This window comes from Streptomyces sp. NPDC048637, from assembly GCF_040650675.1.
Lineage (GTDB): Bacteria > Actinomycetota > Actinomycetes > Streptomycetales > Streptomycetaceae > Streptomyces.
This window is the reverse complement of sequence record NZ_JBEZHQ010000008.1, coordinates 12,486-28,967: the sequence shown is the minus strand read 5'-3', so window position 1 is coordinate 28,967 and position 16,482 is coordinate 12,486. Positions and strand designations below refer to the sequence as shown.

16 protein-coding genes are annotated in these 16,482 nt (G+C 71.6%); 4 read left to right on the top strand and 12 right to left on the bottom strand.

The window, feature by feature from the left end:
* The first annotated feature begins 15 nt into the window (after positions 1–15).
* Together AB0C46_RS13380 and AB0C46_RS13375 are read left to right on the top strand one after the other, a co-directional pair.
* Positions 16–1,233, top strand: coding sequence for an MFS transporter (locus tag AB0C46_RS13380; RefSeq protein WP_362827950.1), 1,218 nt, complete (start codon positions 16–18; stop codon positions 1,231–1,233).
* Positions 1,234–1,577: 344 nt separating this feature from the next.
* The gene (locus AB0C46_RS13375; RefSeq protein WP_362827949.1) at positions 1,578–1,835 is read left to right on the top strand and encodes a hypothetical protein; all 258 of its coding nucleotides are present in this window, start codon (positions 1,578–1,580) and stop codon (positions 1,833–1,835) included.
* Positions 1,836–1,950: 115 nt separating this feature from the next.
* On the opposite strand, the gene AB0C46_RS13370 is transcribed toward AB0C46_RS13375, so the two are convergent.
* The 3 genes from AB0C46_RS13370 to AB0C46_RS13360 form a co-directional block, all read right to left on the bottom strand.
* A complete protein-coding gene (locus AB0C46_RS13370; protein ID WP_362827948.1) occupies positions 1,951–2,481 on the bottom strand; it encodes an NUDIX domain-containing protein in 531 nt (176 codons plus the stop codon).
* A 68-nt stretch (positions 2,482–2,549) separates the two neighbouring features.
* Positions 2,550–3,884: a transcriptional regulator gene (locus AB0C46_RS13365; RefSeq protein ID WP_362827947.1), complete on the bottom strand. Its 1,335-nt coding sequence runs from the start codon at positions 3,882–3,884 to the stop codon at positions 2,550–2,552.
* Between the two features lie 126 nt (positions 3,885–4,010).
* Positions 4,011–4,598 carry a TetR/AcrR family transcriptional regulator gene (locus AB0C46_RS13360; RefSeq protein WP_362827946.1) on the bottom strand — a complete coding sequence of 196 codons (588 nt, stop codon included), beginning with the start codon at positions 4,596–4,598 and terminating at the stop codon, positions 4,011–4,013.
* An 81-nt stretch (positions 4,599–4,679) separates the two neighbouring features.
* Between AB0C46_RS13360 and AB0C46_RS13355 the strand changes: the two genes are divergently transcribed.
* Positions 4,680–5,612, top strand: coding sequence for an oxidoreductase (locus AB0C46_RS13355; RefSeq protein WP_362827945.1), 933 nt, complete (start codon positions 4,680–4,682; stop codon positions 5,610–5,612).
* Here AB0C46_RS13355 and AB0C46_RS13350 read toward each other — a convergent pair.
* The 8 genes from AB0C46_RS13350 to infC form a co-directional block, all read right to left on the bottom strand.
* Positions 5,593–6,807, bottom strand: coding sequence for a PP2C family protein-serine/threonine phosphatase (locus AB0C46_RS13350; protein WP_362827944.1), 1,215 nt, complete (start codon positions 6,805–6,807; stop codon positions 5,593–5,595). The genes AB0C46_RS13355 and AB0C46_RS13350 overlap by 20 nt on opposite strands.
* A 335-nt stretch (positions 6,808–7,142) precedes the next feature.
* Positions 7,143–9,668, bottom strand: coding sequence for a phenylalanine--tRNA ligase subunit beta (gene pheT / locus AB0C46_RS13345; protein WP_362827943.1), 2,526 nt, complete (start codon positions 9,666–9,668; stop codon positions 7,143–7,145).
* Positions 9,668–10,819, bottom strand: a complete 1,152-nt coding sequence (gene pheS, locus AB0C46_RS13340; RefSeq protein ID WP_362827942.1) for a phenylalanine--tRNA ligase subunit alpha — start codon at positions 10,817–10,819, stop codon at positions 9,668–9,670. The genes pheT and pheS overlap by 1 nt, the downstream gene beginning before the upstream one ends.
* A gap of 260 nt (positions 10,820–11,079) precedes the next feature.
* Entirely contained in the window at positions 11,080–12,240 is a 1,161-nt protein-coding gene (locus tag AB0C46_RS13335) for a PAS domain-containing sensor histidine kinase (protein WP_362827941.1), read from the bottom strand.
* A gap of 82 nt (positions 12,241–12,322) precedes the next feature.
* The gene (locus tag AB0C46_RS13330; protein ID WP_362827940.1) at positions 12,323–13,177 is read right to left on the bottom strand and encodes an RNA methyltransferase; all 855 of its coding nucleotides are present in this window, start codon (positions 13,175–13,177) and stop codon (positions 12,323–12,325) included.
* A gap of 133 nt (positions 13,178–13,310) precedes the next feature.
* Positions 13,311–13,694 carry a 50S ribosomal protein L20 gene (gene rplT, locus AB0C46_RS13325; protein WP_018087732.1) on the bottom strand — a complete coding sequence of 128 codons (384 nt, stop codon included), beginning with the start codon at positions 13,692–13,694 and terminating at the stop codon, positions 13,311–13,313.
* 105 nt (positions 13,695–13,799) lie between these two features.
* Positions 13,800–13,994, bottom strand: coding sequence for a 50S ribosomal protein L35 (gene rpmI, locus AB0C46_RS13320; RefSeq protein WP_006607578.1), 195 nt, complete (start codon positions 13,992–13,994; stop codon positions 13,800–13,802).
* Between the two features lie 125 nt (positions 13,995–14,119).
* Positions 14,120–14,845, bottom strand: a complete 726-nt coding sequence (gene infC, locus AB0C46_RS13315) for a translation initiation factor IF-3 (RefSeq protein ID WP_362827939.1) — start codon at positions 14,843–14,845, stop codon at positions 14,120–14,122.
* Positions 14,846–15,164: 319 nt separating this feature from the next.
* On the opposite strand from infC, the gene AB0C46_RS13310 reads away from it, so the two are divergent.
* Positions 15,165–15,545, top strand: a complete 381-nt coding sequence (locus tag AB0C46_RS13310; protein ID WP_085925912.1) for a DUF1844 domain-containing protein — start codon at positions 15,165–15,167, stop codon at positions 15,543–15,545.
* Positions 15,546–15,637: 92 nt separating this feature from the next.
* Here the strand turns inward: AB0C46_RS13310 and AB0C46_RS13305 are convergent, their stop codons facing one another.
* On the bottom strand, positions 15,638–16,408 hold the full coding sequence (locus AB0C46_RS13305; RefSeq protein ID WP_362827938.1) for an MIP family channel protein: 771 nt from the start codon (positions 16,406–16,408) through the stop codon (positions 15,638–15,640).
* Positions 16,409–16,482 lie beyond the last annotated feature (74 nt).

The following is a 16,482-nucleotide window of genomic DNA, read 5'->3' as shown; positions in this document are numbered from 1 at the left end:
GATGACCATGGCGCAATGCCAAGGAACAGATCCCTCCTCTTGCTGTCAGCCGGACATGCCTGCGTAGATGTCTATCAGGGCGCCGTGGCATCGCTCGTCCCCTTCTTCGTCGCCGAGGGCGGCTACACCTACGCCGCGGCCTCGGGCATCGTGCTCGCCGCGTCCCTGCTGTCCTCGGTGGCACAGCCGGTGTTCGGTGCGCTCACCGACCGGCGGGCCATGCCCTGGCTGCTGCCCGTGAGCACCCTCGCCGCCGGGCTGGGCATCGCGCTGAGCGGCATGAGCGGTTCGTACGCGCTGACACTGGCGTTCGTGGCGGTGTCCGGGATCGGGGTCGCCGCCTACCATCCCGAGTCCGCCCGCGTGGCGCGGCTCGCCGGCCAGGGCAGTCACCGCGCGATGGGCTCGTTCATCCTCGGCGGCAACATCGGCTTCGCGCTCGCGCCCCTCATGGTCACGGCCGTCATCGCCACCGGCGGTCTGCGGCTCTCCCCGCTGCTCGTGGTACCGGCCCTGGCCGGCAGCGTGCTGTGTCTGCCCGCCCTGCGCGCACTGGAGAGGGCGACACCCACCGGTGCCGGCTCCGCAGCCCCGGCCGGGACCGACGACAAGGTCTCGTTCATGAAGCTGTCGCTGGCCGCGGTGTGCCGGTCGATCACCTTCGTCGGCCTGAGCACGTTTATTTCGCTCTACGCACGGGAGCGCACCGGAGGCGGTACGGCAGCGGCCACTGCCGCGCTCTTCGTCCTCTACGCCGGCGGCGGGGTGGGCACCCTGGTGGGCGGCCGCCTGGCCGGCCGCTGGGACCGGGTCGCGATCGTGCGTGTGGCGTATCTGACCACGGTGGCCGCCGTCGCGGGTGCCGTGTTCGTCCCCGGTCCGGCGCTCTACTTGTTCGTGGCGCTGGCCGCCATCGGCCTGTACGTCCCGTTCTCCCTACAGGTCACCCTCGCCCAGGACTACCTGCCCTCACGCGTCGGCACCGCCAGCGGGATCACCCTCGGCCTCACCGTCAGCGTCGGCGGCCTCGCCGGCCCCCTCATCGGCAGCCTGGCCGACGCCACGTCCCTGAAGACAGCCCTGATCCCCCTGATCCTGATGCCCGCCCTGAGCTGGCTGCTGTACCGCGGCATGCCCGAACCGGCCGTACCGGAGCCCCTGGCAGCGACGCCGCAGACCGGCGACGACCGGGAGGCCGAGCCCGCTCCCCCGCGCGACATGACGACGAAGTGACCACGTGCTGAGGCACGAGCCGTCCGCCCGCCGCTCGGGGGAAGGAACCGGCGGGCGGACCCCGGGCCGGCGGGCGCCCGTCCGCCGGCGTCGGCCCCCGTGGCATCTTCGAGTCAACCCCCGCGCGGGCGCGTACGGGAGCGTGTGAACCGCGCCTGTCGGGGTGCGCGGTTCACACCCCGTGCGAAGGGCCGCCGGGCCGTCACCCCGCGTCACCTCACACGGGGTGTGAACCGCAGACCCGGATCTCCCCGGCGCACACGCTCCCGCCCTTCGCCGCAGCACAGTTGACTGAGGCCCGTACGGACACCGAAGCAGCTGACCGAAGGAATGAGGAGCGGACCGTGACCGCCCACCCCGAACCCGACCTGGTAACCGCCGACTTAGCCGAGCTGAGGCGTCTGCTCGACGTCCGCACCGCACGGGTCGACGGCCAACTCGCCCTGTTCGCTCAGCGCTCCGAGCAGTACGAGCGTGACGCGGACGAACTGCAGGCCCGCGTCACACGGCTGGAGAGCACCCGCTGGCCACTGCCGTCCCTCGCCGCTCTCACGGGGCTCGCGGCGCTGGTGGTGGCACTGTGGCAGGTCCTGGGCCGGTGACCGCCGACCGCGGTCACCGGCCGGTTGTGGTCACCGGCCGGTTGTCGTCACCGGCCGGTTGTGGTCACCGGCCGGTTGTGGTCACCGGCCGGTTGTGGTCACCGACCGGTTGTGGTCAGCCCAGCCGGATGTGATGCAGCATCAGCAACGCGGCGGCCATGTTGGCGGCCGGCACCTCCCCCCGCGCCACCATGTCGGGCACCAGCTTCAACGACACCCACTCCCGCCGCTCGGACTCGAAACCGTCCTGGGGCGGGCCGACATACTCGGCCTCCTCGGACCAGTAGATGTGATGCCGCGCGTCGGTGAGGCCGTTGGACGGCTCCACCGACAGCAGGGGCTGGAGGGGCCCGGGCCGCCACCCGGTCTCCTCCTCCATCTCCCGGGCGGCCGCCGCCGCGAGGTCCTCGCCGTCCTCGACGACTCCGGCGGCCAGCTCCCAGCCCCAGGTGTCGGTGATGAACCGGTGCCGCCACAGCAGCAGCACCTCGTTGGCCTCATTGACCACGGTGGCCACGGCGACGGGCCGCATCCGGATCAGATAGTGATCCAGATGGCGGCCGTCAGGCAGTTCCACATCGGCCAGATTGACCCGGAACCAGGGATTCGCATAGACGGGCTTTTCACCGAGATTGTTCCAACGCACGTAACTGCCACCTTCCGCTGTAGGGCCGGCAAGGTGACACGAGCCCGGTCAGGGGCATGTCCTACGCCCTACAACGGAACGCGCAGCACCTCGTCGATGAGATCGGCAGCCTCGTCCGTCGCGGAGCTCCCGGTCTCCGCCAGATGTTCGCGCACCGCCCGCAGCCGGTCCCGCAGCCGTTGCGACTCCATACCGCGAGCCTGCTCCGTCATCTGCGCGGCATTGGCCACGGCCCGGTCCGCATCGCCTTGACGCAGCTCGATATGGGTGAGCATGGCCAGCCGGTGGACCCGGCCGCGGTCGTGTGCGGGGGTGTCGACGGCGGCGTCCGCCTGCTCCCGGGCGGCCCGTAAGTCACCCAGGCTGAGCAGCGCCTCCGCCACCTGTACGTTCACCAGGCCGGGCTGGACATAGCCCGTCTCGGCCGGTTCGAGACCGGGCCGGATACGCTCCGCGGCCGCCTCCGCCCGCCGGATGCACGACAGCGCGCCGGCGCCGTCGCCGAGCCGGGCGTAGGACTTGGCCTGCATCGCGTAGAGGTCCGCGGAGAGCGCCGGGGTGATCTGCGGCCCCGCGGCCCGCAGCGCCGCCTCCGCGAAGGCGACCGCCTGACGGTATTCCCGTACGAAGAGGGACTGATTGACCAGCAGCGCGATGACATACGCGCCGAGGCCGCGGTCCCCGCTGGCCTTGGCCAGCCGGAGCGCCTGATGGAAGTAGCGCTGGGCCAGCCCGAGAGCGTCCGAGTCGTACGCACAGATGCCGGCGACCGCGACCAGTCCGCCGGTCGCCCGGTGGAGCTGACGCCCCGTCGCATCGCTGTAGCTGCCCCGCAGCAGCGGCGCCGCCTCGGCGTTGAGGAATCCCACGATGCGTGCTCTGGTAGCGATACCACCCGCCTTCCGGTACATCGTCTCGTAGTGCGTCCGCGCGGTGCGCAGCATCTCGATGTCGGCCATGCCGACCCGGGTCAGCCCGTCGCGCGAGACATCGGAGTCCTCAGGCGGGTTCTCCCACTCCCATACGGGGATGACCGCAGAGGTACCGGTGAGCGCCGGTGCGTCGAGGAGGTGCGGCCGCTGCTGCTCGTCGGACCGCCACAGCGCGGTGGCCCGCTCGACAAAGCCGGAGAGCGGGGTGTCGGCCCGCTGTGCCCCCGGACCGCTGAAGCCGATGTCATCGAGCCCGACCGGCCGGTGCAGCCGTTCCCCGAGGATCTCGCAGATCAGATCGGGCACCTGCCCCCGCGGCCGCTGGCCCTTCAACCACCGGGCCACCGCAGTGTGTTCGTAGCGCAGCGCCAGCCCGCGGCGCCGGCCGAGCTGGTTGATCCGCGCGGCGAGTCCCGCATGCGAGATTCCGGCCTCGTCGAGCATCGCGTCCAGCAGGGTGTTGGGCTCCATACCGGCCTCCCGGTGAGCCGGGCCCGTCCACGGACCGCCGGCTCATGGCCTTGTCGACGTGCGCACTCCGTCAGTTGAGCGTAGTGAAGCGCCCTTCGCACGGGGTGTGAAGGGCTGCGGCGCCGCTCACGGGGCGCAGCCCCGCAGCATGTACGCGATCACCGCATCGAGGCCGGACGCGACCTCCTCCGCGGAGAGCACGCTGCTCATGGCGAAGCTGGCGAAGCCGTGCAGGGTGGTGAACACCGGCAGGGCGATGCGGTCGACGGGCCCTTCCCGCACCTCCCCGTCGCGCTGCCCCTCCGCGACCACCTCCTGCGCCATCGCTCCCAGCCGGTGCGCGGCCGTGATCAGCGCCTCGGACGCCGCCGGGTCGTGCTTGACCGTGTACATGAGGTCGAGCAGCTCGGCGTGGGCGATGGCGAAGTCCACGTAGGCGCGGACGAGCCCGCCGAGCCGGTCGGCAAATGTCTCACCCGCCTCCCGGGACGCGGCCAGAGTCTCGTGCAGACGGCCGAAACCGGCCAGCGCCAGCGCGTCGAGCAGCGCCTGCTTGTCCTTGAAGTGCCGGCTCGGGGCGGCATGGCTGACGCCGAGGTCGCGGGCCAGTTCCCGCAGGGACAAGGCGCCCGGCCCCTTCTCGCGGAGGGTCTGCTCGGCGCGGGTGAGCAGCGCGGCGCGCAGGTCTCCGTGGTGGTAACGACGAGTCTGCATGGCCGCCATCCTAGCCCCCATGTATTCACTGGCTACATTGTTGACATTGACATCATTGTTGGCGTTGCCTACATTGAAGCCATGACGCACACCCCGAAGTGGAACACCACCGATATTCCCGACCAGACCGGCCGCACCGCCATCGTGACCGGCGCCAACAGCGGACTCGGCATCGCCACCGTCGACGCCCTCGCACGAGCGGGCGCCCATGTCGTCCTCGCCGTACGGGACCTCAAGCGCGGCGAGTCCGCCGCCGCCACCGTGCGGGGCGCCCGCGGCACCGTGGAGGTCCGCCGCCTCGACCTGGCCGACCTCGCCTCCGTCCGCGCATTCGCCGCCGCCTGGCAGGACCCGGTCGATCTCCTGATCAACAACGCCGGAGTCATGAACATCCCGGAGTCCCGGACGAAGGACGGCTTCGAGAGGCAGTTCGGCACCAACCACCTCGGCCACTTCGCGCTGACCAACCTGCTGCTGCCGCGCCTCACCGACCGCGTGGTGACCGTGTCGTCCGGCGCCCACCGGCTGCCCGGCAACCGCATCCACTTCGACGACCTGAACCTGACCGGCGCCTACCGCCCCATCACCGCCTACAGCCAGTCCAAGCTGGCCAACCTGCTGTTCACCCTGGAGCTGCAACGCCGTCTCGCCGCCGCGGGCTCGCCGGTGCGCGCCCTCGCCGCACACCCGGGCTGGGCCGCCACCAACCTCCAGAGCGCCGACACCAGCGCGCTGCGGCGCGCGGTGATGCGGGTGGGCAACCGCTTGGTCGCACAGGACAACAAGGCCGGCGCGCTCCCCACGCTCTACGCCGCCACCCAGGACCTGCCGGGCGCCTCCTACCTCGGCCCGGACGGGTTCGGCGAGATGCGCGGCGCACCGACGCTGGTCGGCAGGACGCCCGCGGCCAGCGACCCGGAGAGCGCCCGGCGCCTGTGGCAGGCCTCCGAGGAGCTGACCGGTGCCACCTTCCCGTCGCTCAACGGCCGGGAAATCACGGAAGGCGCACGGTAGGCGGGGCGGTGCCGGCCGCCCGCACCGGCACCCGCACCCGGTCGTTGCTCAGCATCAGCAGCGCCACATCGTCCGTCAGCCGGCCGCCCGCATGCCGCAGCAACGCCTTCCGCACACCGCCGACCACCCCCGCCGGTGAGGGTCCGCACGGGGCCGCGGCCGCCTCGACACTGCTGCGCAGCTCCTGGGTCAGCGGAAAGAACTCCCCCGCCGTGTCCCGCGCATCGGCCGCCCCGTCGGTGTGCAGAAACAGCCCCTCACCGGGCCGCAGCCGCCCGCAGCGCACCGCGGACAGCTCCTCCGGCAACGGGAACAGCCCCAGCGGCGGCATCGGATCGGCCGGGGCGACCGGCACGACCGCCCGGCAGGCGATCCGATAGGGCCACGGATGCCCGCAGTTGAGCGCCGTGACGGACCCGTCCCGGGCCACCTCCACCAGCAGCAGCGTCACGAACTCCTCGGCGAACGGGCTCCTCGCCTCCCCGCCGGCCCCCGGCTGCTCGGTGTGCGCCCGCTCCCGCAGATACCGCTGGTGCGACCGCTCCAACCGGCGCAGCACCTCGCCCAGTTCGGGCTCGTCGTGCACGGCTTCGCGAAAGCTGCCGAGCATCGCCGCGACCGTACCCAGGGCGTCCAGCCCATGCCCGCGTACATCCCCGATCACCGCCCGGACCCCGTGCCGGGTCCCCACGACCTCGTACAGATCCCCGCCGACCACGGCGCCCTCGCTCGCGGAGAGATGGTCGGCCGCCAGCAGCACCCCGTCGATCCGCCGTGGCAACGGCCGCAGCAGCACCCGCTGCGTGGCCGCGGCGACCTCCCGGGTGCACTCCAGCTCCCGCAGCAGCCGCAGCCGCCGCCCGGCCGTCAGATAGCTGGCACCGATCACCGCGAGGATCGCACCACAGGTCATCAGGCGTGGGCCCGGCCCGGCCGCGGGCTCCGCCTCGCCGAACGGCACCAGCGCGAGCAGCGCGCACAGCCCGCCGAGCAGCACGCACTGGCGGCGGCCGGTGCCCGCGCAGGCGATGGCGGGCGCCGCGGCGAGGAGTTGCAGCAGCCGGCCGCTGGTCGGGTGGCTCAGCTCCCAGGCCACCACGCCGAGCACCCACAGACCGGGCAGGACGAAGACGAAGGCCCGCCGGGCGCCGACTACCCCGGAGCGTGCTCCGCCCCTCGCCCGGTGTCGGATCATGCCGATGGCCCCCTAGCCGGTGGTCCCCCAGGTCCTGAGCGAGTCGGCCGGCCCACTGCCGCGGTCACACGGGCCCTGCCGACCCGGTCGATTCTCGCGACGTTCCGTGTCCATCCGACGACGATACGTACATCATCACCCGATGGAGTGATGGTGTGCGGATCTGATCGTCTCCCCGGAACCCGCAGCCGCCCCACGGACGCCCCACCCACCCCACCGGCCCCACAGAACACGCCCGCCGCACACCGAAAGGGGTGAGGGCGCGGACGGTCCACACCGTCCACGCCCTCACCCCGTCACGCACGCCGTCGCGCGGTCGCAGGCAACGCCCACGCTCAGCCGCGCAGCACCGCCCCCGTCCGCTCCACGGCCGCCGCGACCGCCGTGTCACGGGCCGCCGAGGCCTCCTCGGCGGTCAGCGTCCGGTCGGCGGCGCGGAAGCGCAGCGCATACGCCAGCGACTTCTTGCCCGCGCCGATCTGCTCGCCGGTGAAGACGTCGAACAGCCGCAGCGACTCCAGCAGTTCACCCGCACCGTCGCGCAGCGCGCCCTCGACCTCGGCCGCCGGGACACCGGCGTCGACCACGAGCGCGACATCCTGGGTCGCGACCGGGAAGGCCGAGATCTTCGGGGCGCGCAGCGGTCCGGTGCCGGCCCGCTCCAGGCGGTCCAGATCGATCTCCATCGCGCAGGTGCGCTCCGGCAGTGCCAGCGTCTTGATGACCCGCGGGTGCAGCTCACCGGCGTTGCCGACGAGGATCTCCTCGCCGTCGACGAGGGCGAGCAGCGCCGCACAGCGGCCCGGGTGGAACGGGGCGTGCTGGTCCTGGCGGACGATCAGCTCGACTCCCGCCTCACGGGCGACCGTACGGCCCGCCTCGATGGCGTCCGCCCAGGTCGCCGGGTAACCCTCGCCCCACCAGCCGGCCTGCTCACGGCCGCCGGCGAGCACCACGGCGGCGCGCCGCGGCTGCTGCGGGAGTGAGGCATCCAGCGAGGCGATCTCGTCGTCGGTCGGCCGGCGGTCGACGACCAGCCGGCTGGCCGGCTTCTCGTCGCCGGTCGCCCGGAAGACCGGACCGGTCTCGAAGAGCGCCAGGTCGTGGGTGCCCCGCCCGTAGTTGCGGCGCAGCGTGTTCAGCAGACCCGGGATCAGCGTCGTACGGAGGTCGGGCTCCTCGTCGGAGAGCGGGTTGACGAGGGTGACGGCGGCGCGGCGCGGGTCGTCCGGCTCGATACCGAGCTGGTCGAGGACCACCGAGCCGGTGAACGGGTAGTTCAGCGCCTCGACATAGCCCGCACCGGCCAGCGCACGGCCGACCCGGCGGTACAGCCGCTGACGCTCGGTCAGCCCCCGGCCGGCCGGCGGCTTCGGGAGGGTGGAGGGCAGGTTCTCGTAGCCCTCCAGCCGGATGACCTCTTCGGCCAGGTCGTTCGGCTCGCTGAGGTCCGGCCGCCAGGACGGCACGGTCACGACCAGCTCGTCCTGCCCGTAGACATCGCAGCCGACCTGCTGGAGGCGGCGGACGACGGTCTCCCGGCCGTAGTCGACCCCCGCGACCTTGTCCGGGTGGCCGGCGGAGAGGGTGATCGTGCGCGGCCCGCGCGGCGTGACGACCTCGGTCACGCCTTCCCCGGCGGTGCCGCCCGCGAGCAGCACCAGCAGATCGACGGTGCGCTGCGCCGCGGCGGACGCGGCCTCCGGGTCCACCCCGCGCTCGAAGCGCTTGGCGGCCTCCGAGGACAGCTTGTGCCGGCGGGCCGTACGGGCGATGGACAGCGCGTCGAAGTGCGCGGCCTCGATCACGACATCGGTGGTGCCGCGCTGCTCGCCGGTCTCGGGGTCGGTGACCCCGCCCGCGATCTCGGTGTTGGCGCCGCCCATGACGCCCGCGAGGCCGATGGGGCCGCGGTTGTCGGTGATGACCAGGTCCGCGGCGTCCAGCACCCGCTTGGTACCGTCCAGGGTGGTCAGCTTCTCGCCGGGGGCCGCCCGGCGGACGCCGATCGGGCCGTCCACGCTGGTGCGGTCGTAGGCGTGCAGCGGCTGGCCGAGCTCCAGCATCACGTAGTTGGTGATGTCGACGGCCAGCGAGACCGGACGCATCCCGGCCTTCTGGAGGCGGCGCTGCATCCACAGCGGGGTGCGCGCGCCGGGCTCCAGGCCGGTGACCGTACGGGCGGTGAAGCGGTCGCAGCCCAGCGGGTCGGAGACCTGGACGGGGTAGCCGGCGGAGTTCGGCGGCGGCACGTCCAGCAGCGCCGGGTCGCGCAGCGGCAGGCCGTACGCGGTGGCGGCCTCACGGGCGACACCGCGCATCGACAGGCAGTAGCCGCGGTCCGGGGTGACGGCGATGTCCAGCACCTCGTCGACGAGCTCCAGCAGCTCGATCGCGTCGGTGCCGACCTCGTACTCGGGCGGCAGCACGATGATGCCGTGCGTACCGTCGTCGCCCATGCCCAGCTCGTCGCCGGAGCAGATCATGCCGTGCGAGGTCTTGCCGTACGTCTTGCGCGCGGCGATCTTGAAGTCGCCGGGCAGCACGGCGCCGGGGAGGACGACCACGACCTTGTCGCCGACGGCGAAGTTCCGCGCACCGCAGACAATTTCCTGCGGCTCGCCCGTGCCGTTGGCCTGGCCGACGTCGACCGTGCAGAAGCGGATCGGCTTCTTGAAGCCCTCCAGCTCCTCGATGGTCAGCACCTGGCCGACGACGAGCGGGCCCTTGAGGCCCTCGCCGAGGCGCTCGACGGTCTCGACCTCCAGGCCGACGGCGATGAGCTTGGCCTGTACGTCACGGCCGGTCTCCGTCGCCGGCAGGTCGACGTACTCCCGCAGCCAAGAAAGCGGGACCCGCATCAGATCTCCATCCCGAACGGCCGGGTGAACCGGACGTCGCCTTCGAACATGTCACGCATGTCTTCCACGTTGTGCCGGAACATCAGCATCCGGTCGATGCCGAACCCGAAGGCGAAGCCGCTGTACTTCTCGGGGTCGACGCCGCAGGCGATGAGCACCTTGGGGTTGACCATGCCGCAGCCGCCGAGCTCGATCCAGCCCTCGCTGGAGCAGGTGCGGCAGGGGCGGTCGGGGTTGCCCACGGACTCGCCACGGCAGACGTAGCAGACCATGTCCATCTCGGCGGACGGCTCGGTGAACGGGAAGTAGTTCGGCCGCAGCCGGGTCTTCATGTCCGGACCGAACAGCGCCCGGACCATGTGGTCAAGGGTGCCCTTGAGGTCGGCCATGGTCAGGCCCTCGTCGACGGCGAGCAGCTCGATCTGGTGGAAGACCGGGGAGTGCGTGGCGTCCAGCTCGTCGGTGCGGTAGACCCGCCCCGGGCAGACGACATAGACCGGCGGCTCGCGGTCGACCAGCGTACGGGCCTGGACCGGCGAGGTGTGGGTGCGCAGCACGACACCGGACTCATCGCCCTCGGTGCCTCCCCCGGACTCCGTCCCGGAGGTGCCCCCACCCTGGACGAAGAAGGTGTCCTGCATCTGGCGCGCCGGGTGGTCCGGCACGAAGTTGAGGGCGTCGAAGTTGAACCACTCCGCCTCGACCTCGGGGCCCTCGGCGACCTCGTAGCCCATGGCCACGAAGACGTCCGCGACCCGCTCCATGAAGGTGGTGAGCGGGTGCCGGGCGCCGGCCGGGGTGCGGTCGTAGGGCAGCGTGACATCCACTGCCTCCTCGACCAGCACACGGGCGTCGCGCTCCGCCTCCAGCTCCTCCTGGCGGGCCTTGAGCGCCTGGTTCACCCGGCCACGGGCCTGGCCGACGCGCTTGCCGGCCTCCGCCTTGGCCTGCGGGGGCAGGGCGCCGATCTCGCGGTTGGCGAGAGAGAGCGGCGAGGTGCCACCGGTGTGCGCGATCTTCGCCTGGGCGAGCGCATCGAGGTCGCCCGCGGCGGCGATGGCGGCCAGCGCCTCGTCCAGCCGTGCGGCGATCTCTTCCGGTTTCAGGGCTTCGACCTCGACAGGGTCGTACGACTTATTGGGTGCGGACATCTCTTCCCGTGCTTCCGGTGGACTGGCTTGGCTTGGCTCGCGTCGCCTCGGCTGTTCGATCACAAACGTCGATGACGAACGTCGATCACGAACGTGGGATGCCGAGCCCGCGTGTGCCCGCGATGCCTGTGCGCCAAAGGTGCCAAAGGTCAAGTCTAAGGGGGACGGGCCGCGCGGCCGGTCCGCGCCCCCGCGGGGCGCCCTCCCACCCGTCGCCCACCACCGCCCTTCGCAGGACGCTTCGCGGCTCCTCCTGGTCATCAGGCCATGAAGGCCGGGGCCGCGACGGGCAGGCTAAATCGGAACTGCGCGCCGCCGGCCGGCGCCCGGCCGACCGTGATCGTCCCGCCGTGGGCCTCGACGATGCCCTTGACGATGTAGAGGCCCAGGCCCGTGCCACCGCGCTTGCTGCCCCGCCAGAAGCGGGTGAACACGCGGCTCATCGATTCCTCCGGGATGCCGGGGCCCTCGTCGCTCACGGTGACGCTCGTCCCCTCCGTGCTGGTCTCGTCCGATACCGGTCCGACCTCGATGGTGACGGTTCCCTCGCCGTGGCGCACCGCATTTTCCAGCAGGTTGCCCAGGACCTGGTCGACCTTGTCCGGGTCTGCCCACAGATCGGGCAGCGGTTCCAGCATCCGGATCAGGAAGCGGTCCGGGCGCTGGCCGGCGGTGGTCTGCGCCTGGACGTGCCGGCGGACCGCGGCGCTCATGTCGACCCGCTGCCGGCGCACCTCCAGCCGGCCCGAGTCGATCCGGGAGATGTCCAGCAGCTCGGCGATCAGCCGGGTGACGCGGTTGGCGTCGGCGTCCACCGTCTCCAGCATCAGCCGCTTCTGGTCGTCGGTGAAGCGCTCCCACTTCTGGAGGAGGGTGGCGGTGAAGCCCTTGACCGAGGTCAGCGGCGAGCGCAGTTCATGGGCGACGGTGGCGATCAGCTCGGCGTGGCTGAGCTCCGTACGGCGCCGGGCCTCGGTGCCGCGCAGCGCGATCACCAGCCGCTGGACGGGCCCGGTCGGGCGGCTGCGGACGTAGCGGGCGGATACCAGCACCTCCCGGCCGCCGAGCAGCAGATTGCGCTCGGGCTGGCCGCGTCGGATGGCGAGCCCGCCGTAGGGGTCGGTGAGCCGCCACCAGCGGCGGCCCTCGATGTCCTGCAGCGGCAGGGCGTGTTCGAGGGGGCGGCCCAGCGCGTCCTCCGGAGCGATGTCGGTGATCTTGGCCGCGGCGGCGTTGAAGCAGATCACCCGGCCGGTCTCATCGGCGACGACCAGGCCGTCGGGCAGATCGTCGGGGTCCAGGCCGAGACCGGTCCCCAGGGCGTCCGGTCCCCCGGCCGGAGCGGGCGACGGCCCGCGCACCGGCCCGTCGGACCGGCGGCTGTCAGCGGTGACTGTGGTGCCGGAAGTCCGCACACTCATCCCCGTTCCCCCCTTCCGGGCCCCGAGCACGCAAGCCTACTAGCTCACACCGGAAGTGCCCCGAAGATCCGGGGGACACCCCTCAGGCGGGTGACACCGCACGGCATCCGCCGGGGCTGCGCTGGGCGCGGGCGGAGGCGTAGAGGCAGACCGCGGCGGCGGTGGCGAGGTTGAGGCTCTCGGCCCTGCCGTGGATGGGGACGCGTACCACCGCGTCCGCCAGCGCCCGGGTCTCCTCCGGCAGTCCCCAGGCCTCGTTGCCGAAGACCCAGGCGGTGGGCCCGCCCATGGAGCCGGTGTCCAGTTCGGCGTCCAGGTCGCGGTCGCCCGCGCCGTCGGCGGCGAGGATCCGTACGCCGGCGGCCTGCAGTCCGCTCACCACCCGCTCGACCGGAACGCCCACCGCGACCGGAAGGTGGAAGAGCGAACCGACCGAGGCGCGTACGGACTTGGGGTTGTACAGGTCCACGGAGGCGTCGGTCAGCACGACGGCGTCCGCGCCCGCGGCGTCCGCGCAGCGCAGCACCGTGCCGGCGTTGCCGGGGTCACGGACGTTGGCGAGCACCGCGATCAGCTGCGGGCGGGCGGCGAGGATCTCCTCGAACGGCGAGTCGAGGAACCCGCAGACGCCGAGCAGCCCCTGCGGAGTGACGGTCTGGGAGATGTCGGCGACGGTCTTGTCGTCGGCGTAGTGGACCCGCACCCCGGCCGCGCGGGCCGCCTCGACGATCTCGGTGTGCCGCTCGGCCGCCTCGACGGTGGCGAACAGCTCGATCAGCGTGGGCACTTCGCCCGTACGGTGCGCAATGGCCTCCCGTACGGCCTGCGGGCCCTCGGCGATGAACCGGCGCTCCTTGCCGCGGAAGGCGCGGCGCGCCAGCCGCCGGGCGGCGACGACACGCGGGGAACGCGGGGAGATCAGCTCGGGGGTGCCCATGGGCGGCGGCTCGCTTCTGTTGTTCGGTGCGTAGGGGGCCCGGTCCGTCCGCACAGACCTGGCCGGGTCCGGAAAAGCGGCGGACCCGCAGGCCGGGGCCTGCGGGTCCGTCACCACGTCGTCAGGCTGAAGTTCAGGCAGCCTTCGGGGCGTTGACGTCGCTCGGAAGCGCCTTCTGCGAGGCCTCGACGAGCGCGGCGAACGCGTTGGCGTCGTTGACCGCGAGGTCGGCCAGGATCTTGCGGTCCACCTCGATGTTGGCGGCCTTCAGCCCCTGGATGAAGCGGTTGTAGGTCATGCCGTTGGCGCGGGCAGCGGCGTTGATGCGCTGGATCCACAGCTGACGGAAGTCGCCCTTGCGCTTCTTGCGGTCGTTGTAGTTGTAGACGAGGGAGTGGGTGACCTGCTCCTTCGCCTTGCGGTACAGGCGGGAGCGCTGGCCACGGTAGCCGCTGGCCTGCTCGAGGATCGCCCGGCGCTTCTTGTGGGCGTTGACTGCCCGCTTGACGCGTGCCACTTGTTAACTCCTTGTAGCGGGGCCGTGGTTGTCGTCACACGGCCCGAATCGATGTGTGTCCCGGTCCGAGTCGCGCGCCCCCTCCAGTCAGTGGGGCGCGGCGGCTCACTTGCCGAGAAGCTTCTTGATCTTCGCGGCGTCGCCCGGGGCCATCTCGGCGTTGCCGGTGAGGCGACGCGTCACGCGGGACGACTTGTGCTCGAGCAGGTGGCGCTTGCCGGCGCGCTCGCGGAGCACCTTGCCGGAGCCGGTGATCTTGAAGCGCTTGCTGGCACCGCTGTGCGTCTTGTTCTTCGGCATGCGCCGTACTCTCCTCGTCAGTGGCGCTCCCGCAGGCAGGGATCCGGCAAGCGGGAGCGTCATGTGTATCGATTGATGTCCGGGGCGGGGTGCCCCGGCGCGAACCGGGGCTCACGCCTCGGGGATCACGCCTGGGCGTGCTCCTCGGTGGGCTCCTCGGCGGGCTCCTCCACGGACTCGTCCGCGGGAACTCCACCCTGGCGCTCCGCCTTGCGGGCGGCCTGCGCCTCGCGGGCCTCGGCCATCGCCTCGGTCTTCTTCTTGTGCGGACCGAGGACCATGATCATGTTTCGGCCGTCCTGCTTCGGATTCGACTCGATGAAGCCGAGGTCCTCCACGTCGGACGCGAGCCGCTGCAGCAGCCGGAAGCCCAGCTCGGGGCGGGACTGCTCGCGACCACGGAACATGATCGTGATCTTGACCTTGTCACCCTGCTTGAGGAACCGGACGACGTGACCCTTTTTGGTGTCGTAGTCGTGCGGGTCGATCTTCGGCCGGAGCTTCATCTCCTTGATGACCGTGTGCGCCTGGTTCTTGCGCGCCTCACGGGCCTTCATGGCCGACTCGTACTTGAACTTCCCGTAGTCCATGAGCTTGCAGACGGGCGGGCGAGCGTTCGCCGCCACCTCGACCAGGTCGAGGTCGTACTCCTGAGCAAGCTCAAGGGCCTTGGCAAGCGGAACAATCCCGACCTGCTCGCCGCTGGGACCGACAAGTCGCACTTCGGGAACGCGAATCCGGTCGTTGATGCGGGGCTCGGCGCTGATGGATCCTCCTCGGTAGCACCACGCGACGGCCTGGCGGACTGCCGCGTAACGTCTTATTCGGTGTGACCAACCGCGCCGGTACATGAAAAATGCCCCGGACGGGACACAGGCGGGGCTCCACGTGGATCTGGAGCACCGCCGCGAAGTCTCCGCGGGGCGCAGCCGGACCATTGACCCGCCAACCGTGAGGTCGGTCGGGTGGGAGATCGGAGCCTCCACTTGTGGGCCGGTCACATGCGTGTCCGGCCGGTCGGAACACCAGAATACACGAGTCAAGGGGTGACACCCACTTCTGTGCAGCCAGGGACGTGCCCCGGGACCGGGATGACACTCCCGGACGCGGGGTCCGGACGCGCTGCCCATAGGCTGGAGCCGACCCCTCAGCAGGAAGAAGTCCGAAGACATGAGTGACCAGACCCCGCAGCAGCCCGACGCAGCGCACGCGGCGAATCCCGACTTCGACGCCATGACCCGTGATATCGCGGAGGTGCCGGCGGTCGAGGTGATCACCACGGTCGCGGTGCATCTGATGAGTTCGGCGGCGGTCAACCTCGGGCTCGCCGAGGAGGGCGCGGCGCACAAGGACCTCGACGAGGCGCGCAAGCTCATCCAGGCGCTGGCCGGGCTGGTCACCGCCAGCGCCACCGAGATCGGCTCGTACCACGCGGCGCCGCTGCGGGACGGCCTGAAGTCGCTGCAGCTGGCGTTCCGCGAGGCCTCCGTCGTGCCGGACGAGCCGGGCCAGGGCCCCGGAGAGAAGTACACCGGCCCGGTCTACGGCTGAGCCGGGCGGCGGACCGCCGCACGGACGACGAGCCCCGGCCGGGGATACGGCCGGGGCTCGTCTCGTCTGCAGAGCGTGGGTGAGCGCTGTCCTCAGGGCCCGTCGTCGGGCCCCGCCGCGGGCTCGTGGGGCATCGCCTCGTCGGCGACGAGGACCGGCTCGTGCGGCGGGTGGGTGATCTGGTGCACCACCGCCGCGATGGCCGCGCCGATCAGTGGCGCGACGATGAACAGCCACAGCTGGGTGATGGCCGAGCCGCCCGCGAACAGCGCCGGGCCGATGGAGCGCGCCGGGTTCACGGAGGTGCCGTCCAGCGGGACACCGATGAGGTGGACGGCGGCCAGGGCCAGACCGATCGCCATCCCGTTGAAGCCGATCACGGCCACCTTGTGGGTGACCGACAGCCATACGTAGACCAGCAGGAAGGTCATCAGTATCTCGGCGACGAAGGCACCGCCGAGGTTGAGGTGGACCGCCGAGCGGTCGCCCCAGCCGTTCGTGCCGAAGGACGCATCGGTCTGCAGGCCCGGGATCTGCTTGGCGACCAGGAAGAGCAGGGCCGCGCCGGCGATGGCGCCGACCACCTGGGCGATCCAGTACTCGGTGGCCGTCCGCAGCGTGATCCGGCGGGCCAGCAGCATGCCCAGGGTCACCGCGGGGTTGAAGTGGCAGCCCGAGATCGGGCCGAGGGCGTAGGCCAGCGCCACCATGGTGAAGCCGAAGGCCAGGGCGATGCCGAAGGTGCCGATGTATTCGCCCGCCAGCACTGCCGAGCCGACGGCGAAGAACACCAGGAGCAGGGTGCCGAGGAACTCGGATACGACCGTGCGGGTCAGTACCGTCGAGATCTCCGTTTTCTCCATGGGGGGCTCTCCTCGCGTGGATCTTGGGCTCTCCTCGCATTGTGCGGCCCTGGAGACGAACCCGCCCGTTGACG

Excerpts from the sequence above, each read along its gene's own strand:
- AB0C46_RS13380 (WP_362827950.1), top strand. The coding sequence starts at position 16 with ATGCCAAGGAACAGATCCCTCCTCTTGCTGTCAGCCGGACATGCCTGC.
- AB0C46_RS13365 (WP_362827947.1), bottom strand. The coding sequence starts at position 3,884 with ATGGAGCCCAACACCCTGCTGGACGCGATGCTCGACGAGGCCGGAATC.
- AB0C46_RS13360 (WP_362827946.1), bottom strand. The coding sequence starts at position 4,598 with ATGCAGACTCGTCGTTACCACCACGGAGACCTGCGCGCCGCGCTGCTC.
- AB0C46_RS13355 (WP_362827945.1), top strand. The coding sequence starts at position 4,680 with ATGACGCACACCCCGAAGTGGAACACCACCGATATTCCCGACCAGACC.
- AB0C46_RS13350 (WP_362827944.1), bottom strand. The coding sequence starts at position 6,807 with ATGATCCGACACCGGGCGAGGGGCGGAGCACGCTCCGGGGTAGTCGGC.
- pheT (WP_362827943.1), bottom strand. The coding sequence starts at position 9,668 with ATGCGGGTCCCGCTTTCTTGGCTGCGGGAGTACGTCGACCTGCCGGCG.
- pheS (WP_362827942.1), bottom strand. The coding sequence starts at position 10,819 with ATGTCCGCACCCAATAAGTCGTACGACCCTGTCGAGGTCGAAGCCCTG.
- AB0C46_RS13335 (WP_362827941.1), bottom strand. The coding sequence starts at position 12,240 with ATGAGTGTGCGGACTTCCGGCACCACAGTCACCGCTGACAGCCGCCGG.
- AB0C46_RS13330 (WP_362827940.1), bottom strand. The coding sequence starts at position 13,177 with ATGGGCACCCCCGAGCTGATCTCCCCGCGTTCCCCGCGTGTCGTCGCC.
- rpmI (WP_006607578.1), bottom strand. The coding sequence starts at position 13,994 with ATGCCGAAGAACAAGACGCACAGCGGTGCCAGCAAGCGCTTCAAGATC.
- infC (WP_362827939.1), bottom strand. The coding sequence starts at position 14,845 with ATGTACCGGCGCGGTTGGTCACACCGAATAAGACGTTACGCGGCAGTC.
- AB0C46_RS13310 (WP_085925912.1), top strand. The coding sequence starts at position 15,165 with ATGAGTGACCAGACCCCGCAGCAGCCCGACGCAGCGCACGCGGCGAAT.
- AB0C46_RS13305 (WP_362827938.1), bottom strand. The coding sequence starts at position 16,408 with ATGGAGAAAACGGAGATCTCGACGGTACTGACCCGCACGGTCGTATCC.